General features: G+C 74.0%; 12 protein-coding genes. 7 read left to right on the forward strand and 5 right to left on the reverse strand.

The genetic code is table 11. From position 1 onward, the window contains the following. Window positions 1-110: 110 nt before the first annotated feature. The 3 genes from ACWD4U_RS21660 to ACWD4U_RS21670 are packed head-to-tail and all read left to right on the forward strand — an operon-like array spanning window position 111 to window position 2696. Window positions 111-1268, forward strand: a complete 1158-nt coding sequence (locus ACWD4U_RS21660) for a glycosyltransferase (RefSeq protein ID WP_363459275.1) — start codon at window positions 111-113, stop codon at window positions 1266-1268. Window positions 1269-1322: 54 nt separating this feature from the next. Further along, a complete protein-coding gene (locus ACWD4U_RS21665) occupies window positions 1323-2084 on the forward strand; it encodes an SAM-dependent methyltransferase (RefSeq protein WP_363459276.1) in 762 nt (253 codons plus the stop codon). Window positions 2085-2120: 36 nt separating this feature from the next. Continuing rightward, complete coding sequence (locus ACWD4U_RS21670; protein WP_363459277.1) at window positions 2121-2696, forward strand: hypothetical protein; 576 nt, start codon at window positions 2121-2123, stop codon at window positions 2694-2696. A gap of 1 nt (window position 2697) precedes the next feature. Here the strand turns inward: ACWD4U_RS21670 and ACWD4U_RS21675 are convergent, their stop codons facing one another. The 4 genes from ACWD4U_RS21675 to ACWD4U_RS21690 form a co-directional block, all read right to left on the reverse strand. Then, on the reverse strand, window positions 2698-3903 hold the full coding sequence (locus ACWD4U_RS21675) for a glycosyltransferase family 4 protein (protein WP_363459279.1): 1206 nt from the start codon (window positions 3901-3903) through the stop codon (window positions 2698-2700). Continuing rightward, complete coding sequence (locus ACWD4U_RS21680) at window positions 3900-5096, reverse strand: ABC transporter ATP-binding protein (protein WP_363459280.1); 1197 nt, start codon at window positions 5094-5096, stop codon at window positions 3900-3902. Before ACWD4U_RS21680 ends, ACWD4U_RS21675 begins: the two co-directional genes overlap by 4 nt. Next, window positions 5086-5982 (reverse strand): ABC transporter permease, encoded by an 897-nt coding sequence (locus ACWD4U_RS21685; RefSeq protein WP_363459282.1) that lies wholly within the window; start codon window positions 5980-5982, stop codon window positions 5086-5088. Before ACWD4U_RS21685 ends, ACWD4U_RS21680 begins: the two co-directional genes overlap by 11 nt. A 163-nt stretch (window positions 5983-6145) precedes the next feature. Next, complete coding sequence (locus tag ACWD4U_RS21690; RefSeq protein ID WP_363459283.1) at window positions 6146-6892, reverse strand: thiol:disulfide interchange protein DsbA/DsbL; 747 nt, start codon at window positions 6890-6892, stop codon at window positions 6146-6148. A gap of 296 nt (window positions 6893-7188) precedes the next feature. On the opposite strand from ACWD4U_RS21690, the gene ACWD4U_RS21695 reads away from it, so the two are divergent. Then, entirely contained in the window at window positions 7189-11232 is a 4044-nt protein-coding gene (locus tag ACWD4U_RS21695; RefSeq protein ID WP_449787259.1) for a hypothetical protein, read from the forward strand. A 59-nt stretch (window positions 11233-11291) separates the two neighbouring features. Here ACWD4U_RS21695 and ACWD4U_RS21700 read toward each other — a convergent pair whose 3' ends face one another. Beyond that, window positions 11292-12374, reverse strand: coding sequence for a glycosyltransferase (locus tag ACWD4U_RS21700; protein WP_363459349.1), 1083 nt, complete (start codon window positions 12372-12374; stop codon window positions 11292-11294). A gap of 191 nt (window positions 12375-12565) precedes the next feature. Here ACWD4U_RS21700 and ACWD4U_RS21705 point away from each other — a divergent pair, with 191 nt between their 5' ends. The 3 genes from ACWD4U_RS21705 (at window position 12566) to ACWD4U_RS21715 (ending at window position 16923) form a co-directional block, all read left to right on the forward strand. After that, the gene (locus tag ACWD4U_RS21705) at window positions 12566-13699 is read left to right on the forward strand and encodes a glycosyltransferase family 4 protein (RefSeq protein WP_363459348.1); all 1134 of its coding nucleotides are present in this window, start codon (window positions 12566-12568) and stop codon (window positions 13697-13699) included. Window positions 13700-14026: 327 nt separating this feature from the next. Beyond that, the gene (locus tag ACWD4U_RS21710; protein ID WP_363459347.1) at window positions 14027-15835 is read left to right on the forward strand and encodes a nucleotide-binding protein; all 1809 of its coding nucleotides are present in this window, start codon (window positions 14027-14029) and stop codon (window positions 15833-15835) included. Further along, complete coding sequence (locus ACWD4U_RS21715; protein WP_363459345.1) at window positions 15832-16923, forward strand: glycosyltransferase; 1092 nt, start codon at window positions 15832-15834, stop codon at window positions 16921-16923. The genes ACWD4U_RS21710 and ACWD4U_RS21715 overlap by 4 nt, the downstream gene beginning before the upstream one ends. The last annotated feature ends 19 nt before the right edge of the window (window positions 16924-16942 follow it).

A 16942-nucleotide genomic window follows, 5' to 3' on the forward strand; every position in this document is an offset into this window, starting at 1 on the left:
CGCCTCGCGCCGCCCGGTCCGGACGCCGGCCGCCGAGGGGTGGGAAGGGTTGAGCCGACACCCGGGCCGCGTTGCGGTGCGGGCCCGGCGCGGTGGGGCAGACTGCCGGGGTGACGGTGCTCTGGTGGGTGTCGGTGGTGTCGCTGGCGGCCTGGGTGTGGCTGGCGATCGGGCAGGGCGGGTTCTGGCGGACGGACGTGCGGCTGCCGCGGACCGGCGGGGAGCCCGAGCGGTGGCCGTCCGTGGTGGCGGTGGTGCCGGCCCGGGACGAGGCCGAGGTGCTGCCGGAGAGCCTGCCGAGCCTGCTGGCGCAGGAGTATCCGGGCCCGGCCCGGGTGGTGCTGGTGGACGATCACAGTGCGGACGGGACGGGCGGGTTGGCGGCGGCGCTGGCCGGTGGCGGCGGCCTGCCGCTGACGGTGACCACTCCCCCGGAGCTGCCGGCCGGCTGGACGGGGAAGCTCTGGGCGCTGCGGCACGGGGTCGCGCTGGCGGGCGACGCGGAGTGGCTGCTGCTGACGGACGCGGACATCGCGCACCGGCCCGGGTCGCTGCGGGCGCTGGTCGCGGCGGGCGAGGCGAACGGCCTGGACCTGGTGTCGCAGATGGCCCGGCTGCGGGTGGCGTCCGGCTGGGAGCGGCTGATCGTGCCGGCCTTCGTGTACTTCTTCGCGCAGCTCTACCCGTTCCGCTGGAGCAATCGGCCCGGGGCGCGGACCGCGGCGGCGGCGGGCGGCTGCTCGCTGGTGCGGCGGACGGCGCTGGAGCGGGCGGGCGGGGTGGCGGCGATCCGCGGGGCGGTGATCGACGACGTGTCGCTGGCCCGCGCGGTGAAGCGGACCGGCGGCCGGACCTGGCTGGGCCTGGCCGAGCGGGTCGACTCGGTGCGCCCGTACCCGGGTCTGGCGCCGCTGTGGCGGATGGTGTCGCGCAGCGCGTACGCGCAGCTCAAGCACTCGCCGCTGCTGCTGGCGGGCACGGTGCTGGGGCTGGCCCTGGTCTACCTGGTGCCGCCGGTGGCCGCCGTGGCGGGGCTGCTGACCGGGTCGTGGGGGACGGCGGCGGCGGGCCTCGCGGCGTGGGCGCTGATGGCGGGCACCTACCTGCCGATGCTGCGCTACTACGGCCAGGCTCCGGTGGCGGCCCTCGCGCTGCCGTTCACCGCGCTGCTGTACCTGCTGATGACGGTGGACTCGGCGGTGCAGCACTGGCGCGGCCGCGGCGCGGCGTGGAAGGGCCGGACGTACCCGCGCCCGCAGCAGAACTGACGATCTGTCGACAATCCGGGGTGAAATCCGCCCGCGGGCGGGCATGATCGGGCAATGGAACGTCAGGAGATCTCACGGATCGCGCACCGCGACCACCCCGTGGCGGCGCCGCTCTCGGACGAGTCGGTGGCCCGGTTGCTGGCGCGGGTGCTGCGGGACCGGCCGGCCGGGCGGGTGGTGGACCTCGGGTGCGGGGAGGGCGCGTGGCTGCTGCGGGCGCTGGCCGCTCACCCGGAGCTGCGGGCCGTCGGGGTGGACCTCGACGCGGGGGCGCTGACCGCGGCGCGGTCGGCGGCGGAGCGGCTCGGGGTGGTGCGGCGGCTCGGCCTGCACCACCTGGACGCCGGCGCGTTCACCGACCGGGAGCCGTTCGACGCGGTGTTCTGCGTGGGCGCCGCGTACGCCTTCGGCGGGCTGGCGCCCGCGCTGGCGCACATCGGCGGACTGCTCGCGCCGGGCGGCGTGGCGCTGGTCGGGGAGGCGTACTGGGAGGGCGAGCCGGACGCCCGGGCGCGGGAGTGGTTCGGCGAGGGGATCGCCGACCTGCCGGAGACGGTCGCGCGGGTGACCGCGGCGGGCTGGCTGCCGGTCGCGGGGCACACCTCGTCCCGCTCCGAGCTGGACGCGTACGAGTGGGCGTGGACGGGTTCGCTCGCCGACTGGGCGCTCGACCGGCCGCCGGGCCCCGAGCGCGAGCAGGCGCTGACCGCCTCCGCGGCGCACCGCGAGGACTGGCTGACGGGTTACCGGAGCGGTTTCGGCTTCGTCACCCTGGCGCTGCGTCGGAGCGACCCGGATGTGGGCGGCGGTCGATAGGGTTCGGGTCAACCGACGTGTCCGGAGGGGGACTTCATGGGGTTCAACGGTTCGCTGATCCTGGCTCGCACCCGTGCGAGCGCGACCGAGCTGCTGGCGGTGCCGGAGTCGGTCGAGATGTGGGTCGGCGACCCGGTGGACTGCCCGGACGGCTGGCGGGTGCTGACCGTGCGCCCGTACGGCGAGGAGCTGGTCGACGATCCGCTGGTGGCCCGGCTGGCCTGGCTGACCGGTGCGCCGGTGCTGGTGGCCCGGGTGTACCGCAGTGACTACGCGGTGGTGCGGGGCTGCGCGCCGGGCGCGGAGGTGTGGTCGCTGGAGCTGAACGTCCGCTTCGTGGTGGAGCAGGCCGTCTGGGAGGCGTTCGGCTGCACCGAGGAGGACGAGGGGATCACGGCCGAGGAGTGGGAGGAGTGCGTCTCCGAGGTCACCGAGCGCTGGGAACGGGAGCGGGCCGAGGCGGCGCAGGCGCTCCGGGGCTGGGCGGACGCGGCCGGGCTGCCGGTGACGGAGGATCAGGCGGCGCGCGCCGTCGAGGCGGAGGAGGTCTACGCCGAGGACGCGGTGTGGGAGATGTTCCAGCGGGTGGGCGTCGCCGTCCCGGCCGAGTAGGTCAGCGGCCGAGCATCCGCAGCACGGCGGGCTTGGTGTACTCGTAGCGGGCCATCTGCTCGTAGTCGAGCAGCCAGGCCCGCCGGCCTGGCGGGGTGATCAGCAGTTCGCGGTAGAGCTCCTCGAAGGCGGTGGAGACCGCCTCCAGGGAGAACCGGCCGACCACCCAGTCGCGGCCCCAACGGCCCAGCTCGGCGCGGCGGTCCGGGTCGTCGGCGAGGGCGCGGATCTGCGCGGCCAGCAGCTTGGCGTCCGGCGGGTGGTCGCCGTGGCCGTACATGCAGCGCGAGGCGTGCGGTTCGACCAGCGGGCCGGGTTCGTGGATCGCGGTGTAGCCGGCCGCGCCGTGCACGACGACCGGCTTGCCGAAGGCGAGGCCGCGCAGCGCGGAGCCGCCCATGCCGAGGACCAGGTCGGCGGCCTGGTAGGCGGGCCGCGGGTCGGCCCGCTGGCCGGTGAACACGATGGCGGGGCGGCCGAGTTCGCCGTTCAGCCGGTCGGCGAGCGCGCGCAGCCGGGGCTCGCTGGCGCCGGTGCCGACCACGGCGAGCACCAGGTTCGGGTCGTCGAGCAGGCGCACCGCGTGCAGGGTGCGCTCCACTCCCGCGTCCTTCTCCAGCCCGTCGACCAGCCGGGTGACGATGCACAGCAGCAACTGCCCGTCCGCGGCGCCGACTTCACGACGGAACTCGGCGCCGTCCACCGAACCCGGGGCGTCCTGGACGGTGTTGACGGGTGGTTCGATCAGCCGCAGGTCGCGGTGGCCGAACGCCCGGCCGTCCGGGAGCAGCGCGCCGAGGCCCAGCACCAGCGGCTGGTGCCGGGGCATGCCGCGGAGCATCCGGATGCCGTAGAAGGTGGTGACGACCGGCATCCGGCCGAGCCGACCTGGCCCGAAGTAGGCGTTTCGGGCGGCGCGCACCTCCCAGGCGTGCACCAGCTGGCTGCCGTGCTCGTCCGCCAGCTCCTCCAGCCGGCGGCGGATCTCGACGTTCGGGGTGGCCGGATCGCCGGCCACCACCAGGTCCAGGTCCTGCTTCGCGGCGAGGTCCACCAGCGGCGCCGGGCCGTCCACCCCCTGCGCGAACAGCACCGGTTGGTGCCCGCGGTCGCGCAGGGTTCTGGCGATGTCGACGGCGTTCAACTGGGCGCCGCCGAGGGCCAGGTTGTTGAGGTGGACCAGGACCCGGACCGAACGCACGCTCATTCCTCCCACTGGTGCGGCACGAACACCGGCGCGGCCAGCACCACCGCGCGCGGCGGGGTGTCCAGCATCGGGCCGAACACGTCGAACTGGCCGGCCGAGTGCCAGCTCATCAGTGTCCCGCCGTCAGTCTTGCCGATGCTGTACACGCCGGTCCACAGCGTGTATCGGCCACGCGGCAGCGGCAGCCGCGGGATCACGCAGGCGACCGTGCGCTCGCCACCGGTCAGCCGCACCTCGTGGCTGATCTGGAAGATCGGGCTGGAGGTGCCCTCGCTGACGCCCAGGTGCAGGGTGGCGTCGCCGCGGTAGTCGCCGCTCAGGGTGAGCTCGACGGTCACCGGCTCGTCGGTGTGCAGGCTCTCCCCGTCGTTCTCGCCGCGCACCTCGTACTTCAGCAGCTCCAGCGGCTCGCCGCTGCGCGCGGACGCCTCCGACTGCTGCTCGATCGAGTCCCGGTACCCGGCGAGGGCGTCGCGGATGCCCGCGTCGACCCGGACGGTGCCCTGCTCCAGCCAGATGCCGCGGCGGCAGATCGACTGCACCGCGGGCAGGTCGTGCGAGACGAAGACGATGGTGGTGCCCTGCTCGGCGACCTCCCGCATCCGGTCCAGGCAGCGCTGCTGGAACACCGCGTCGCCGACCGCCAGCACCTCGTCCACCAGCAGCACGTGCGGCTCCAGGTAGGCCGCGACCGCGAAGCCCAGGCGCATCTGCATGCCGGACGAGTAGAACTTCACCTGCCGGTCGATCGCCCCGCCGAGTCGGGCGAACTCCACGATGTCGTCGAACCGGCCCGCCACCTCACGCCGCTTCAGACCGAGCAGCGCGCCGAACAGGTAGATGTTCTCCCGGCCCGTCAGGTCCGGGTGGATGCCGGCCCGGATCTCGATCAGTGCGCCGATCCGGCCGCGCACGTCGATCACCCCGGCGTACGGGTACATCACCCGGGTCAGCATCTTCAGCAGGGTCGACTTGCCCGAGCCGTTGGAGCCGATCAGGCCGACCGACTCGCCGGGCTCGATGTGCAGGTTGATGTCCCGCAGCGCCCAGCGCCAGTCCTCGCCGCGGTCGCCGCGCAGCCGGCGGGCGGCCTGCTCCACCTTGTCGCGCAGCAGCATCCGCTGCTGGTCGGCGCGGAAGCGCTTCCACACCTGCTCGGTGCGGATGGTGCCCAGGGGGTACTCAGGCGACATCGGCGATCCCCGTTTCGAGCTTCTTGAAGATCAGGTAGCCGCCGGCCAGGAAGACCAGCGAGCTGGCCGCGGCGATCAGGGTCAACTGGGCGTTGGGCGCCTCGCCGAACAGCAGCGCCTTGCGGTAGCCCTCGATCACCGCGCCGAGCGGGTTCAGGCCGACGTAGACCTCCTGCAGCCGCAGCGGGATCTTCGCCAGCGGGTACGCCACCGGGGTCGCGAAGACGCCCATCTGCGTGATGATCGGCAGCAGGTGCCGCACGTCGCGCAGGTACACCACCGCCACCGACAGGATCAGCGCCACCCCGTAGGTGAAGGCGAACTGGATCGCCAGCAGCGGCACCGCCCACAGGAAGGTCGCCGCCGGGGCCGTCCAGAACACCAGGAACATCAGCGCCAGCACCCCGACGCCGATCACCATGTCCACCGTGGCGACCAGCATGGTCGCCAGCGGGAACACCTCGCGCGGGCAGTACACCTTGTTCAGCAGGCTCAGGTTGTTGGCCAGGCTGAGCGCGCCCTGGTTCATCGTGTTGCTGAAGAACTGCCAGACGATCAGGCCGACGTACGCGAACAGCGTGTACGGCGCCGCCCCCGTGTCGATCTTCACCGCGCGGTGGAACACCAGGGTGAAGATCGCGCACAGCGCCAGCGGTGTGAGCACCGCCCAGGCGAAGCCCAGCACCGCCTGCTTGTACCGGGCCCGCAGGTCGCGCTCGGCCAGCGCGCGGACCAACTCCCGGGCCGCCCACAGCTCCTTGGCCACCTGCACCGGCCGCAGCCGGCGTTTGAAGACCAGCTCCGGTGGCGGCCCCGCCGGGAGCGCCCTCACCGGCGGAGCGAGTTCGCCCCGTTCCTCGACGACCTGCGCGCGCTGTCCCCCCACGGACTCCCGCCCTCTCCGGAGGCTGTGGTGTGCCTCTGGTGCCCTGGGCCGGGCTACTGCACACACCGGCCGCTCTCGGCGACCACGATGGCACAGTGTGTGCGAGCCAGGGGCAGGTTCGGTGAAGATTGCACCAGCTCAGGCCGGTACAACTCCCGCGCGGTCAGCCCCGGTTCGCATCGGACACCAACCGGTCGAGGGCGGACGGCATCTGCTCCACCCCGCCCGCCCGGCTCGGCGAGGTCCGCCCCGCGCCGTCCAACAGCACCGTCGGCAGCTCGTTGATCCCCTCGCGCGCGAACTCCCTCGCCGCGCCGTCCACCGCGCCGCCGACCTCCGCGGAGCCGTACGCCGCCCGGAACCGCGCCTCGTCCACGCCGTGCCGCACCGCCCACGCGGCCGCCGCCTGCTCGGTCGTCAGGTCGAGGTGCTGCTCGCGCACCGCGTCGAACACCGACTGCTGCAGCCGGTCCACCTCGCCGAGCCGCTCCAGCGTGTAGAACAGCCGCGCGTGCGCCCGCTGTTCGGCCTCGTCCGGATCGCCCGGCCACACCGCGGGCACCCGTCGCAGCGTCACCTCCCGGCCGTGCTGCGCGGCCCAGCGGGTCAGCGGCTGCTCCAACTGCGCCGAGTGCGGGCAGTCGTACCAGAAGAACTCCACCGCCTCGTGCGTCCGCTCGGCCCGCGGCCCCGGCTGCGCGGGCTCCAACGGCCGGGCCTGCACCGGCGCGTGCTGCTGCGACACCCCCGGCGGCTGCCCGACGCCCGGGTACGAGGGCCGGGCGAGCAGCCGGTTCGCCGGACCGTGCGCGTCGAGCGGCCGGGCGGGCGCCGCCTCGGCGGCCGCCGGCGCGGACAGCAATCCGCCGGCGACGACGAACAGAACCGTGTTCCGGAGCAGCGACTTCACGCTCCGCAGCCTGACATCCCGGACCTGCGCCGATCCAGGCCAGGCGGTCCGCAGCGACGCAATTCGCCGGATCGGAGCAGCGCTTCGATCGCCAAGCGCCCGCACCCGAACAGATTTTACCGAAGTATTACCACGCAACTCGGATCGACATTTCCGACATGGCGTCAGCAACCGCCCAATCCGACCCCGGTGGCGCGGAAATGCCGGTCCGGCGAGTCGTCCGGCCGTGCCACCCTCATCGACGGCCGATGATCACCGGCCGCCGAACCATTCACATCGAAAGACGGGGGGAACCGATGCCAGCCACATCCACGCAGGCCACGACCCGATCCAGACGCATACTCGCCGCCACCCTGGCCACCGCCCTCGGCACCTTCGCGCTCAGCGCCGTCGGCGCGCCCGCGCACGCCGACCCGGCCGCCAAGCCGGCCGCGCCCGCCGCCGCGCCGCTGACCGAGGACAAGGCCGTCGCGAAGGCCCGCAGCACCGGCAAGGCCGTGCCCGTCGACGCGGCGACCACCGCGACCGACACGCTGACCGCCAACCCGGACGGCTCGCTCACCCTCAACCAGAGCCTCGCGCCGGTGCGCCGCTACCAGAACGGCGCGTGGAAGAACCTCGACGCGACGCTGGTCAAGCGCGCGGACGGTGGCGTCGGCCCGGCGCTGTCCTCCACCGACCTGGTGCTCTCCGGCGGCGGCAACGGCCCGCTGGCCACCATGAAGTCGGGCGCCGCCTCCTTCTCGCTCGACCTGCCCAAGGGCCTCGCGGACAAGCTCCCGGCCCCCGTCCTGGACGGCTCCACGGCGACCTACGCCCTCGCGCCCGGCCTGGACCTGAAGGTCACCGCCGACACCCTCGGCGGGTTCTCCGAGGTCTTCGTCGTCAAGGACGCCAAGGCCGCCGCCAACCCGGCGCTGAAGAAGCTCTCCTTCGCCACCAAGGCGAACGGCGTGGACCTGGCCACCGACCAGGCCGGCAACCTCACCGCCAAGGACAAGCACGGCAAGGTCCTGTTCTCGGCGCCCGCGCCCGACCGCGGCGTGTGGGACTCCGCCGCCGACCAGGCCGCGCCGACCGTGACCGAGCCGAAGAGCGGTGCCAAGCTCGACGCCGTCTCCGGCTTCCCGGCCGCCTCCAGCCACGCCGAGCCCGGCGCGCACGCCCACACCGGCAAGCTGACCAGCGAGTACCGCGACGGCGCCGTCACCCTGACGCCGGATCAGGACCTGCTGGGCGGCAAGGACACCGTCTGGCCGCTCTACATCGACCCCAGCTACGCGGGCGGCTCCCTCTACGACTGGACCTACGTCAGCTCCGCGTTCACCGGCACCAGCTACTGGCACACCAGCGACTCCACCGGCCTGCGGGTCGGCTACAACGGCTGGCAGTCCCCGTACTACGTGGGCCGCGCCTTCGCCCGCCTGGGGGTGCCCAGCAGCATCTACGGCGCCCAGGTCAGCTCCTCGACCTTCTACGCCACCGAGACCTGGTCCCCGTCCTGCTCGGCCCGCAACGTCGAGGCCTGGTGGACCGACGGCATCCTCAGCACCACCAACTGGAGCAACCAGCCGTCCTGGCGCTCCCAGCTGGACACCAAGAACGAGGCGCACGGCTACAGCAGCAGCTGCCCCGCCGCGGGTGTCGGGTTCAACGCCACCTCGCTGATGCAGAACGCGGCCAACGGCCACTGGGGTGACGTCACCATCGGCCTGAAGGCCTCGGACGAGGGCGACGCCTACGGCTGGAAGAAGTTCCAGCCGTCCAGCATGAGCATCTCGACCACCTACAACCACACGCCGAACCAGCCGGGCTCGCTGTCCACCTCGCCCAGCACGGCGTGCACCGCGAGCACCCCGACCGTGGTCGGCAACGGCGACGTCGTGCTGAACGCCTCGGTCAGCGACCCCGACGGCGGCGACCTGGGCGTCATCTTCACCCTCGCCAACTCCTACACCTGGAAGGTCGTCGCCTCGACCACGTCGAGCTTCCGGGCGACCTCCGGCACCACCGCCTCGTTCGTCATCCCCCGGTCCACCCTCACCACGGAGGCGAACGGGGCGATCACGAACTTCGCGTGGAACGTGAAGGCCGACGACGGTCAGGTGATCGGTCCCGAGAGCGCGCTCTGCAGGTTCACCTTCGACCCGACGGTGCCGGGCGCCCCGAGCATCAGCCAGCCGTCCGGCAACGAGACCGTCGGCACCGGCGCGAGCTTCACCTTCACCCGCAACCCCGGCGGCACCGCCCCGTCCAGCTACCTGTACCAGCTGAACGGCGGCGCGCCGCTCTCGGTCAACGCCACCAACGGCAACGCGACGGTCTCCGTCAAGCCGACCCGGCGGGTGAACACGCTCAGCGTGACCGCGATCTCGCCCGGCGGGAACGTCGGCGACACCGCCAACCTGGTGATCAACGCCAAGGCTCCGGCCGTGGCCGCGGCCAACGACCTGACCGGCGACGGACGGCCCGACCTCGCCGTGGTCGGCGGACAGGCCAACCTGCCGGCCGGCCTGTGGCTCTCCACCGGGACGACCACCACCACGCTGAACGCGGCCGCCGACAACATCGGTGCGAAGGGCACCGGCGTCAACACCGCCGGCAGCTCCGCCGACTGGACCGGCACCCAGGTGATCACCGGTCACTTCGCCACCGGCGACGGCTTCAACGACTACCTGGCCTACAACCCGGCCACCGGCCGCGCCAGCATCGTCTACGGCAACGGCGACGGCTCGGCGCTGAACCCGGTCTCCGGCTCCCAGGTCAACGTCGACGCCGCGGCCTTCACCGCGAGCGTCGGCGGCGCCAAGGCCGCCCAGGTCGCCAACGCCGGCACCCTGTACGAGACCGCCGCGGGCGCCAACCCGGCCCTGCCCGGCCTGCTGATGGTCTTCAACGGCCAGCTCACCCTCACCGGCGGCACCGGAACCCCCGGCGCCTACGCGGGCGCCGACACCAGCGTCCCGCTGACCACCGCCAGCCCCAACGGCAGCGGCGACTGGACCAGCTGGACCATCACCACCGCGCTGGTGAACAACCTGCCGGCGCTCTACGCCCGCAACACCGCCACCGGTGAGCTCTGGTACTACAGCCCGACCGTCCTCACCAACCTGGCCGCCATCCAGATCCTGGGCACCAGCCCGACGCCCACCGCGCCGGTCCGGGTCGCCGCGAGCGGCTGGACCGCCCTCACCGCCCCCGTGCTGCAGGCCGCGGACATCAACGGCGACGGCACCGCCGACCTGTGGTCCGTCGACGGCAGCGGCAAGGCCGCGCCGAACCTGTTCAACGGCACCACGCTGTCCGGCACCGGCAACCAGGGCCTGTTCACGCCGTCCCACAACTGGCAGCTGAACGACAGCACCAACAACGGCGCGACCGCCACCACGGCGGCGGACAGCACCGGCAACTCCCCGCTGACCGGCCAGTCCGGGGCGACCTGGAGCACCTCCGACATCTTCAACCCGGACGTGCACTTCAACGCCACCGGCAGCGGCGTGATGACCGCCGGCAGCATGATCGACCTGACCCAGAGCTTCACCGTCTCGGTCTGGGCCAAGGCCGGCCCGGGCGGCGGTGTGATGGTGTCCCAGGACGGCAACCAGAACTCCGGGTTCATGGTCTACGCGGAGGCCCCCGGCGGGCAGTGGAAGTTCTGCATGTCGCGGATCGACAACGGCGGCTGGAACTACGACTGCGCCAACGCGGGCGCCGGCGGCGGCATCGTGCAGGCCGGCATCTGGACCCACCTGACCGCCACCTACAACCGGCTCTCCAACGTGATGGCCCTGTACATCAACGGCCTTCCGGTGGGCTCGCTCACCCACGCCCCGGTCGCCGGCTTCAACGGCAGCTTCCGGGTGGGTGACTTCGGCTCCACCAACGGCGGCCACTTCGCCCAGTTCAACGGCGCCATCTCCAACGTCCAGCTCTGGAACGGGACCGCGCTCAGCCCGACCCAGGCGGCCCTGCTCTCCGGCACCCCGGGCTACGTGCTGTTCCCGGCGGACGACACCTCCTACCCCAGCGGCTCCAACTGGAGCGCCGCGCACGGCAACCTGTCCTTCACCGGCGGGCAGCTGAAGATCGTGCAGACCGGCTGGGCCAACGGCAACACCTGGACCGCCGGCGTCACCGGCTACCCGGGCGCCGTCCTCACCCTGCAGCGCGACGGCAACCTGGTGGTCTACCCGAACGCCGCGAAGACCTTCGGCACCGCCCTGTGGTCGAGCAACACCTACAACAACAGCGACGACTGCATGCTGCTGCAACCGGACGGCAACCTCGTCATCTACCGCATCGACGGCGTGCCGATCTGGAGCTCGGGCACGTACAACTGATCAACCGTCAACTAACCGATCCGGCCGCCGCCCTGACAGGGCGGCGGCCGGCCGCGTTCTCACCGCCGGCCCCGGCGGGCGCCGACCGTCCGCAGCAGTGCCTGCCAGCCGTCGGCGACCGTCGCCAAGTCGAAGCGCTCGACGGCGTGCGCCCGCGCCGCGTCCCCGTACACCGCCCGGTCGGCGGCCAGCAGCTTCTGCAGGGCGGCCGTCAGCGCGGCGGCGTCGCCGCGCGGGGCCAGGAAGCCGGTCTCGCCGTCGCGGACCACGTCGGAGACCCATCCGACGTCGGTGGCCACCGCCGGGACGCCCGCCAGGGCGGCCTCGATCAGGACGCCCGGGACGCCCTCCGAGTCGCTGGTCAGCAGCAGCGCGTCCGCCGCGCGGTAGAGCGCCGCCGGGTCCGCGAGCCGTCCCAGGACGTGCACCCGCTCCCCCGCGCCCGCCGCGACGGAGGCCCGCAACGGGCCCTCGCCCGCCAGCGCCAGGTGCACGTCGCCGGTCAGGCCCGCGTGGACGGCAAGCGCGAGATCCGGACGTTTCTCGCCGCTCAACGCCCCGACCCAGGCCACCAGTCGGCCGTCCGCCGGCAGGCCGAGCGCGGCCCGCGCCGCCGCCCGGTCCCGCTCCCCCGCCGCCGGCCGGAACGCGGCGGCGGAGCGGGCGTTCGGCAGCGTGTGCACCCGGCCGGCGGGCAGCCGGAAGCGGTCCCGCAGCACCTCCGCGGCCTGCGGCGAGATCGCCGCCACCGCGGCGGCGCGGTGCAGGAACGCGCCGACCCGCAGGCGGCGCAGCGGCGAGGCCGTCCAGTGCCGGGGGTCGCCGATGTTGACGTAGACGAAGGGGGTGCGGGTGCCGGCCAGGCCGACCGCGCAGGCCTGCAGCGTGGAGGAGCCGTGCGCGACCACCACGTCCGCGCTGCGGGCGGCGGTGCGCAGCGCCCGCAGCGTCGCCGCCGCGTAGCGGGCGGGCCCGAGCACGGTCCCGGTGGCGGAGGCGTCTGCGTCGGGGTGCGGGTGCAGCGCGACCAGCGTCGAGGGCTGGCCGCGGCCGAGGAGTTCGGCGTGCAGGTCGCGGGCGAGGCGCTGGGCGCCGCGGGCGCGGGGGTCGGTGATCACGTGCAGTACCCGTGGCTCGGCCATGGCGCCGACCCTACCGAGCGGCGGAACGCGTGCGCGGGCCAAACGGCGAAACCCCGGGCCTCAACGGGCCGGAGTTCGCCGTGTTCTGACGCCCGGTCGGGTTTCCTCCGCTTTTCGATGGCGCGGCGCGGGCCGGGGCTGGGATGCTGAGCGGCGGTCTCGGGGTGGCCCGGGGCAGGGGGGTGGCTGCGGTGCGTGTGGTGTATGTGATCGACAGCGTGAGCCGGGTGGGCGGCGCCGAGCAGGGGCTGGTGGCGATGGCCCCGTTGCTGGTGCGGTCGGGGGTGCGCCTGGAGGTGGCGTTCCTGAAGGAGTCGCCGGGCGGGTTCCAGCAGGAGCTGCGGGCGGCGGGTGCGGGCGTCCTGCCGGTGCTGCGCGGGTCGCGGGCGGCGCGGGTGGCCGCGCTGCGCGCGGAGTTCCGCCGGCTGCGGCCGGACCTGGTGCACACCACGCTGTACGAGTCGGACGTGCTGGGGCGGACGGCGGCGCTGGCCGCGGGGGTTCCGGTGGTGTCCAGCCTGGTCAACTCGGCGTACGGGCCGGAGCACCTGCACGCGCGGGGCCTGAGCCCGTGGAAGGTGCGCGCGGCGCAGGCGCTCGACGGGGTGACGGCGCAGGGGGTGCGCCGGTTCCACGCGCTGACCGAGCACGTGGCCGAGTCGATGGCGGCGCGGCTGCGGCTGCGGCGGAGCCGGATCGACGTGATCCCGCGCGGCCGCGACCCGGAGCTGCTGGGGTCGGTGACGCCGGAGCGGCGCTCGGCGGTGCGCGGTGCGCTGGGGATCGGGGAGGGCACGCCGGTGGTGCTGGCGGCGGCCCGGCAGCAGTACCAGAAGGGCCTGGACGTGCTCTTGGAGGCGTGGCCGGCGGTGCGCGCCGAGCGGCCGGAGGCGGTGCTGCTGCTGGCGGGCAGCCGGGGGTCGGAGACGGCGCGGCTGGAGGAGTTGGCGGCGTCCGCCGGCGGGGTGCGGTTCCTCGGTCCGCGGGACGACGTGTTCGACCTGATGGCGGCGGCGGACGCGTTCGCGGTGCCCTCGCGCTGGGAGGGGCTGGGCAGCGCGGCGATGGAGGCGATGGGGGTGGGCGTGCCGCTGGTGTGCGCGGACGTCCCGGCGCTGCGGGAGACGGTGGGCTCGGCCGACTACGCGCTGCTGGTGCCGCCGCGGCACCCGGCGGAGCTGGCGGCGGGGGTGCTGCGGGTGCTGGCGGACCCGGCCGAGGCGGCGGTGCGGGCGAAGGCGGCCCGGGCGCGGTTCCTGACCAGGTTCACCCTTCACCAGGTGACGGCGCGGATGGTGGAGTTCTACGAGCGCGCACTGGGCTGACGGCGGGCGGGCGGTTCGCTGACGGACCTTCGGACGGCGATTGATGACCATTCGTCAGGTTGTGTGCGTGCGTCCTGAATACGTCCACCGGATGGTCCCAGTATCGCCAAAGTGCTTGCGCCGCAGGTCCGGGGCCGGAAGCATCGATCCGCGGGGGAGGCTTGACTCGGGGGAGGCGGGCCTGACGTCAGTGCGGTCGGTTTTCGGGGGGTCGACGGTCCGTGCTCCCGGGCCGGGGCCGTACCGGTGCGCGCCGCCTGCCCGGCGGGTGCGGCCCGTTCGTGTGCCCGGCGTTGGCACCGATGACAAGGCGAGGGGAACCAACCGGTGGAACCGGCAAATCTGTTCACCGTTCTGCGGCGGTACTGGCGACTGCTGGCCGGCTGCACGCTCGCCGCGCTGATCGTGGGATTCCTGCTGACCCCGGCCGGCGACGCCGTGGACAACGGCAAGTGGCAGTGCAAGGTGGCGATAACGCCGGTGGCGGGCGCGGCCGACACCGTCCGGGCCGACCAGGTGCTCTCCTACGCGCAGGGCTCCGCGGTGACCACGGCCGCCGCCCAGCAGCTGCACATCACCGACGTGGCCGGCCTGTCGGCCCGCCGGACGGTCACCGCCGCCTCCACCCAGATGCTGCTCTTCACCACCACCGGCCCGACCCAGCAGTCCTGCGCCGAGCTGGCGGCGGCCCTCTCGCAGGCCACCATCACCGGCTACAGCGAGGAGTCGAAGAAGAGCGCCGACGAGTCGATCAAGCGGCTGCGCGCCCAGGCGGACGCCCAGCAGTCCCAGTTGGACGAGCTGCAGAAGACCTTCAGCAAGTCCAACCAGAGTGACCAGGCCAAGCTTCAGCCCCAACTCTCTACCGCCACCGCCTCGTTGACCAAGACCCTGGGCGCCATCGCCGACCTGCAGAACTACAGCCAGACCGACGCCATCCAGCAGTGGGGCTCGATCGACGCCAAGGAGCTCGGCGGCAACCTGCTCACCTCGCCCTCGCGCACCGTGCGGCTCGCCCTCGCCGTGGCGCTCGGCCTGGCGCTCGGCGCGGTCGCCGCCCTGATGCTGAGCCGGATGGACACCCGGCTGCGCACCCGCGACGGCGTCGAGGAGGCGTTCAACCTGCCGGTGATCGGCGAGATCCCGGTGCTGTCGGCCCGGCTGCGCCGGGTCCGCGGGCCGCTGGTGGTGGCCCGGCCGGAGTCGCCCGTCACCGAGGCGTACCGCTCGCTGCGCTCGACGATGCTGCTGACCGGTCCGCAGGCGCTGGCCGCGCAGATCGGCGAGGGCGGCCTGGACCCGGCGGAGCGGCGCGCCCGCCGCGGCACCGAGCCGGCGCCGGTGGTGCTGGTGATGTCCGGGCGCTCCGGCGACGGGCGGACCACCACGGTGGCCAACCTGGCGGCGGCGCTCGCCGAGACGGGCCGTCAGGTGCTGGTGCTGGACTGCGACTTCCGCGAGCCGGAGCTGCGCGGGCACTTCGGGGTCGGCGACGGCCCGGGCATGGCGGAGCTGCTCAGCGGCGAGCAGCTGCCCGACCCGGTGGACCTGATCCGGCGCACCAGCGTGCCCGGGGTGGCGCTGATCACCGGCGGCCACACCACCACCTACCCGGCGGCGCTGGTGCTGCGGGCCGGCGAGGCGCTGCGGCTGGTGCGCCGGCACGCCGACGTGGTGCTGATCGACTCCTCGCCGCTGCTGAACGCCAACGACGCCTACGACCTGGTGCAGCACGCCGACGCGGTGCTGCTGACGGTGATGGCGGGCAACGTGAAGCCGGAGGAGGCGGACCGGGTGTCCGAGCTGCTGGCCCGCACCGGCGTGCCGGTGGCTGGGGTGGCGCTGCTGGGCACCGAGGGCACCGCGGGCCGGCGCAAGCTGCTCGGGCTGCGCGGCCGGGCCGGGAGGGCGGCGCAGTCCCCGGCCGCCCCGGTGCTGCCGCGGCCGGCCGCGGTGGAACCCGCGGAGCCGCCGGCCCGGCACCGTCCGCAGTACGGCGAGCTCGACGAGGGCGAGGAGCACCGCGGCTCGCCGCGCTGGGCCCGCCGCCCGGTGGAGCTCCCGCCGGAGGAGACGGTGGAGACCACCATCCAGCTGCGGACCGTCAACGAGCTGCGGATGGGCGACGAGCGGTGACCGGGCGGACCAGGGTGCTCTGGCTGGCCAAGGGGCTGGGCCGGGGCGGCGCCGAGCAGCTGCTGGTCAACTGCGCGCGCCACGCGGACCGTTCGCGCTTCGACATCGAGGTGGCGTACGTCCTGCCGTACAAGGACGCGCTGGTGCCGGCGCTGGAGCAGGCCGGGGTGGCGGTGCACTGCCTGGGCGACGCGCCGGGCGCGCTGTGGCCGCTGCGGCTGCGCGCGCTGCTGGCCGAGCGGCGTTACGACCTGGTGCACACCCACATGCCGGTGCCGGCGGTGGCGGCCCGGGTGCTGACGGTGGGTCGGCGCTCGCCGCGGCTGGTGCACACCGAGCACAACGTCTGGGAGCGCTACCGGCCGGCCACCCGCTGGGCCAACGCGCTGACCTACCGGCGCAACGCGGCGGTGATCGCGGTGTCGCACGCCGTCGGCGACACCATCGCCCGGCGCCGCCCCGGCGACTGGCTGACCGTGGTGCACCACGGCCCGGACCTCGGCGACGCGCCCTCCGGTCCGGCGGCGCGGCGCGCGGCGCGGGCCGAACTCGGCCTGCCGCCGGACGCGTTGGTGATCGGCACGGTCGGCAACCTGACCGCCAAGAAGGACCAGGCGACGCTGCTGGCCGCCTTCGCGCTGCTGCGCCGCGCGCACCCGGACGCGGTGCTGGTGCTGGTCGGCGCGGGCCCGCTGGAGGCCGAACTCCGCTCCCTGGCGGGCGAGTCGGTGGTCTTCGCGGGCTCCCGGGCGGACGTCCCGGCGCTGCTGCCCGGCTGGGACGTGTTCACCCTGAGCTCCCGCCAGGAGGGCCTGCCGGTGGCGCTGATGGAGGCGATGACCAGCGGCCTGCCCGCGGTGGTCACCCGGGTCGGCGGCATGCCGGAGGTGCTGGACGACGGCGAGCAGGGCCGGCTGGTGCCGGCCGGCGACCCGGCGGCACTGGCCGCCGCGCTGGGCGAGCTGGCCGCCGATCCGGGGCTGCGCGAGCGGATGGGCGCGGCCGCCCGGGAGCGGTCGAAGTCCTTCGACGTGGCCGGGGCGCAGCGTGCCATCGAGCGGGTGTACACCCGGGTGCTGCCGAGCTGAGTCCGGAAGGGACGACGTA

This window comes from Kitasatospora sp. NPDC002522 (assembly GCF_053595195.1).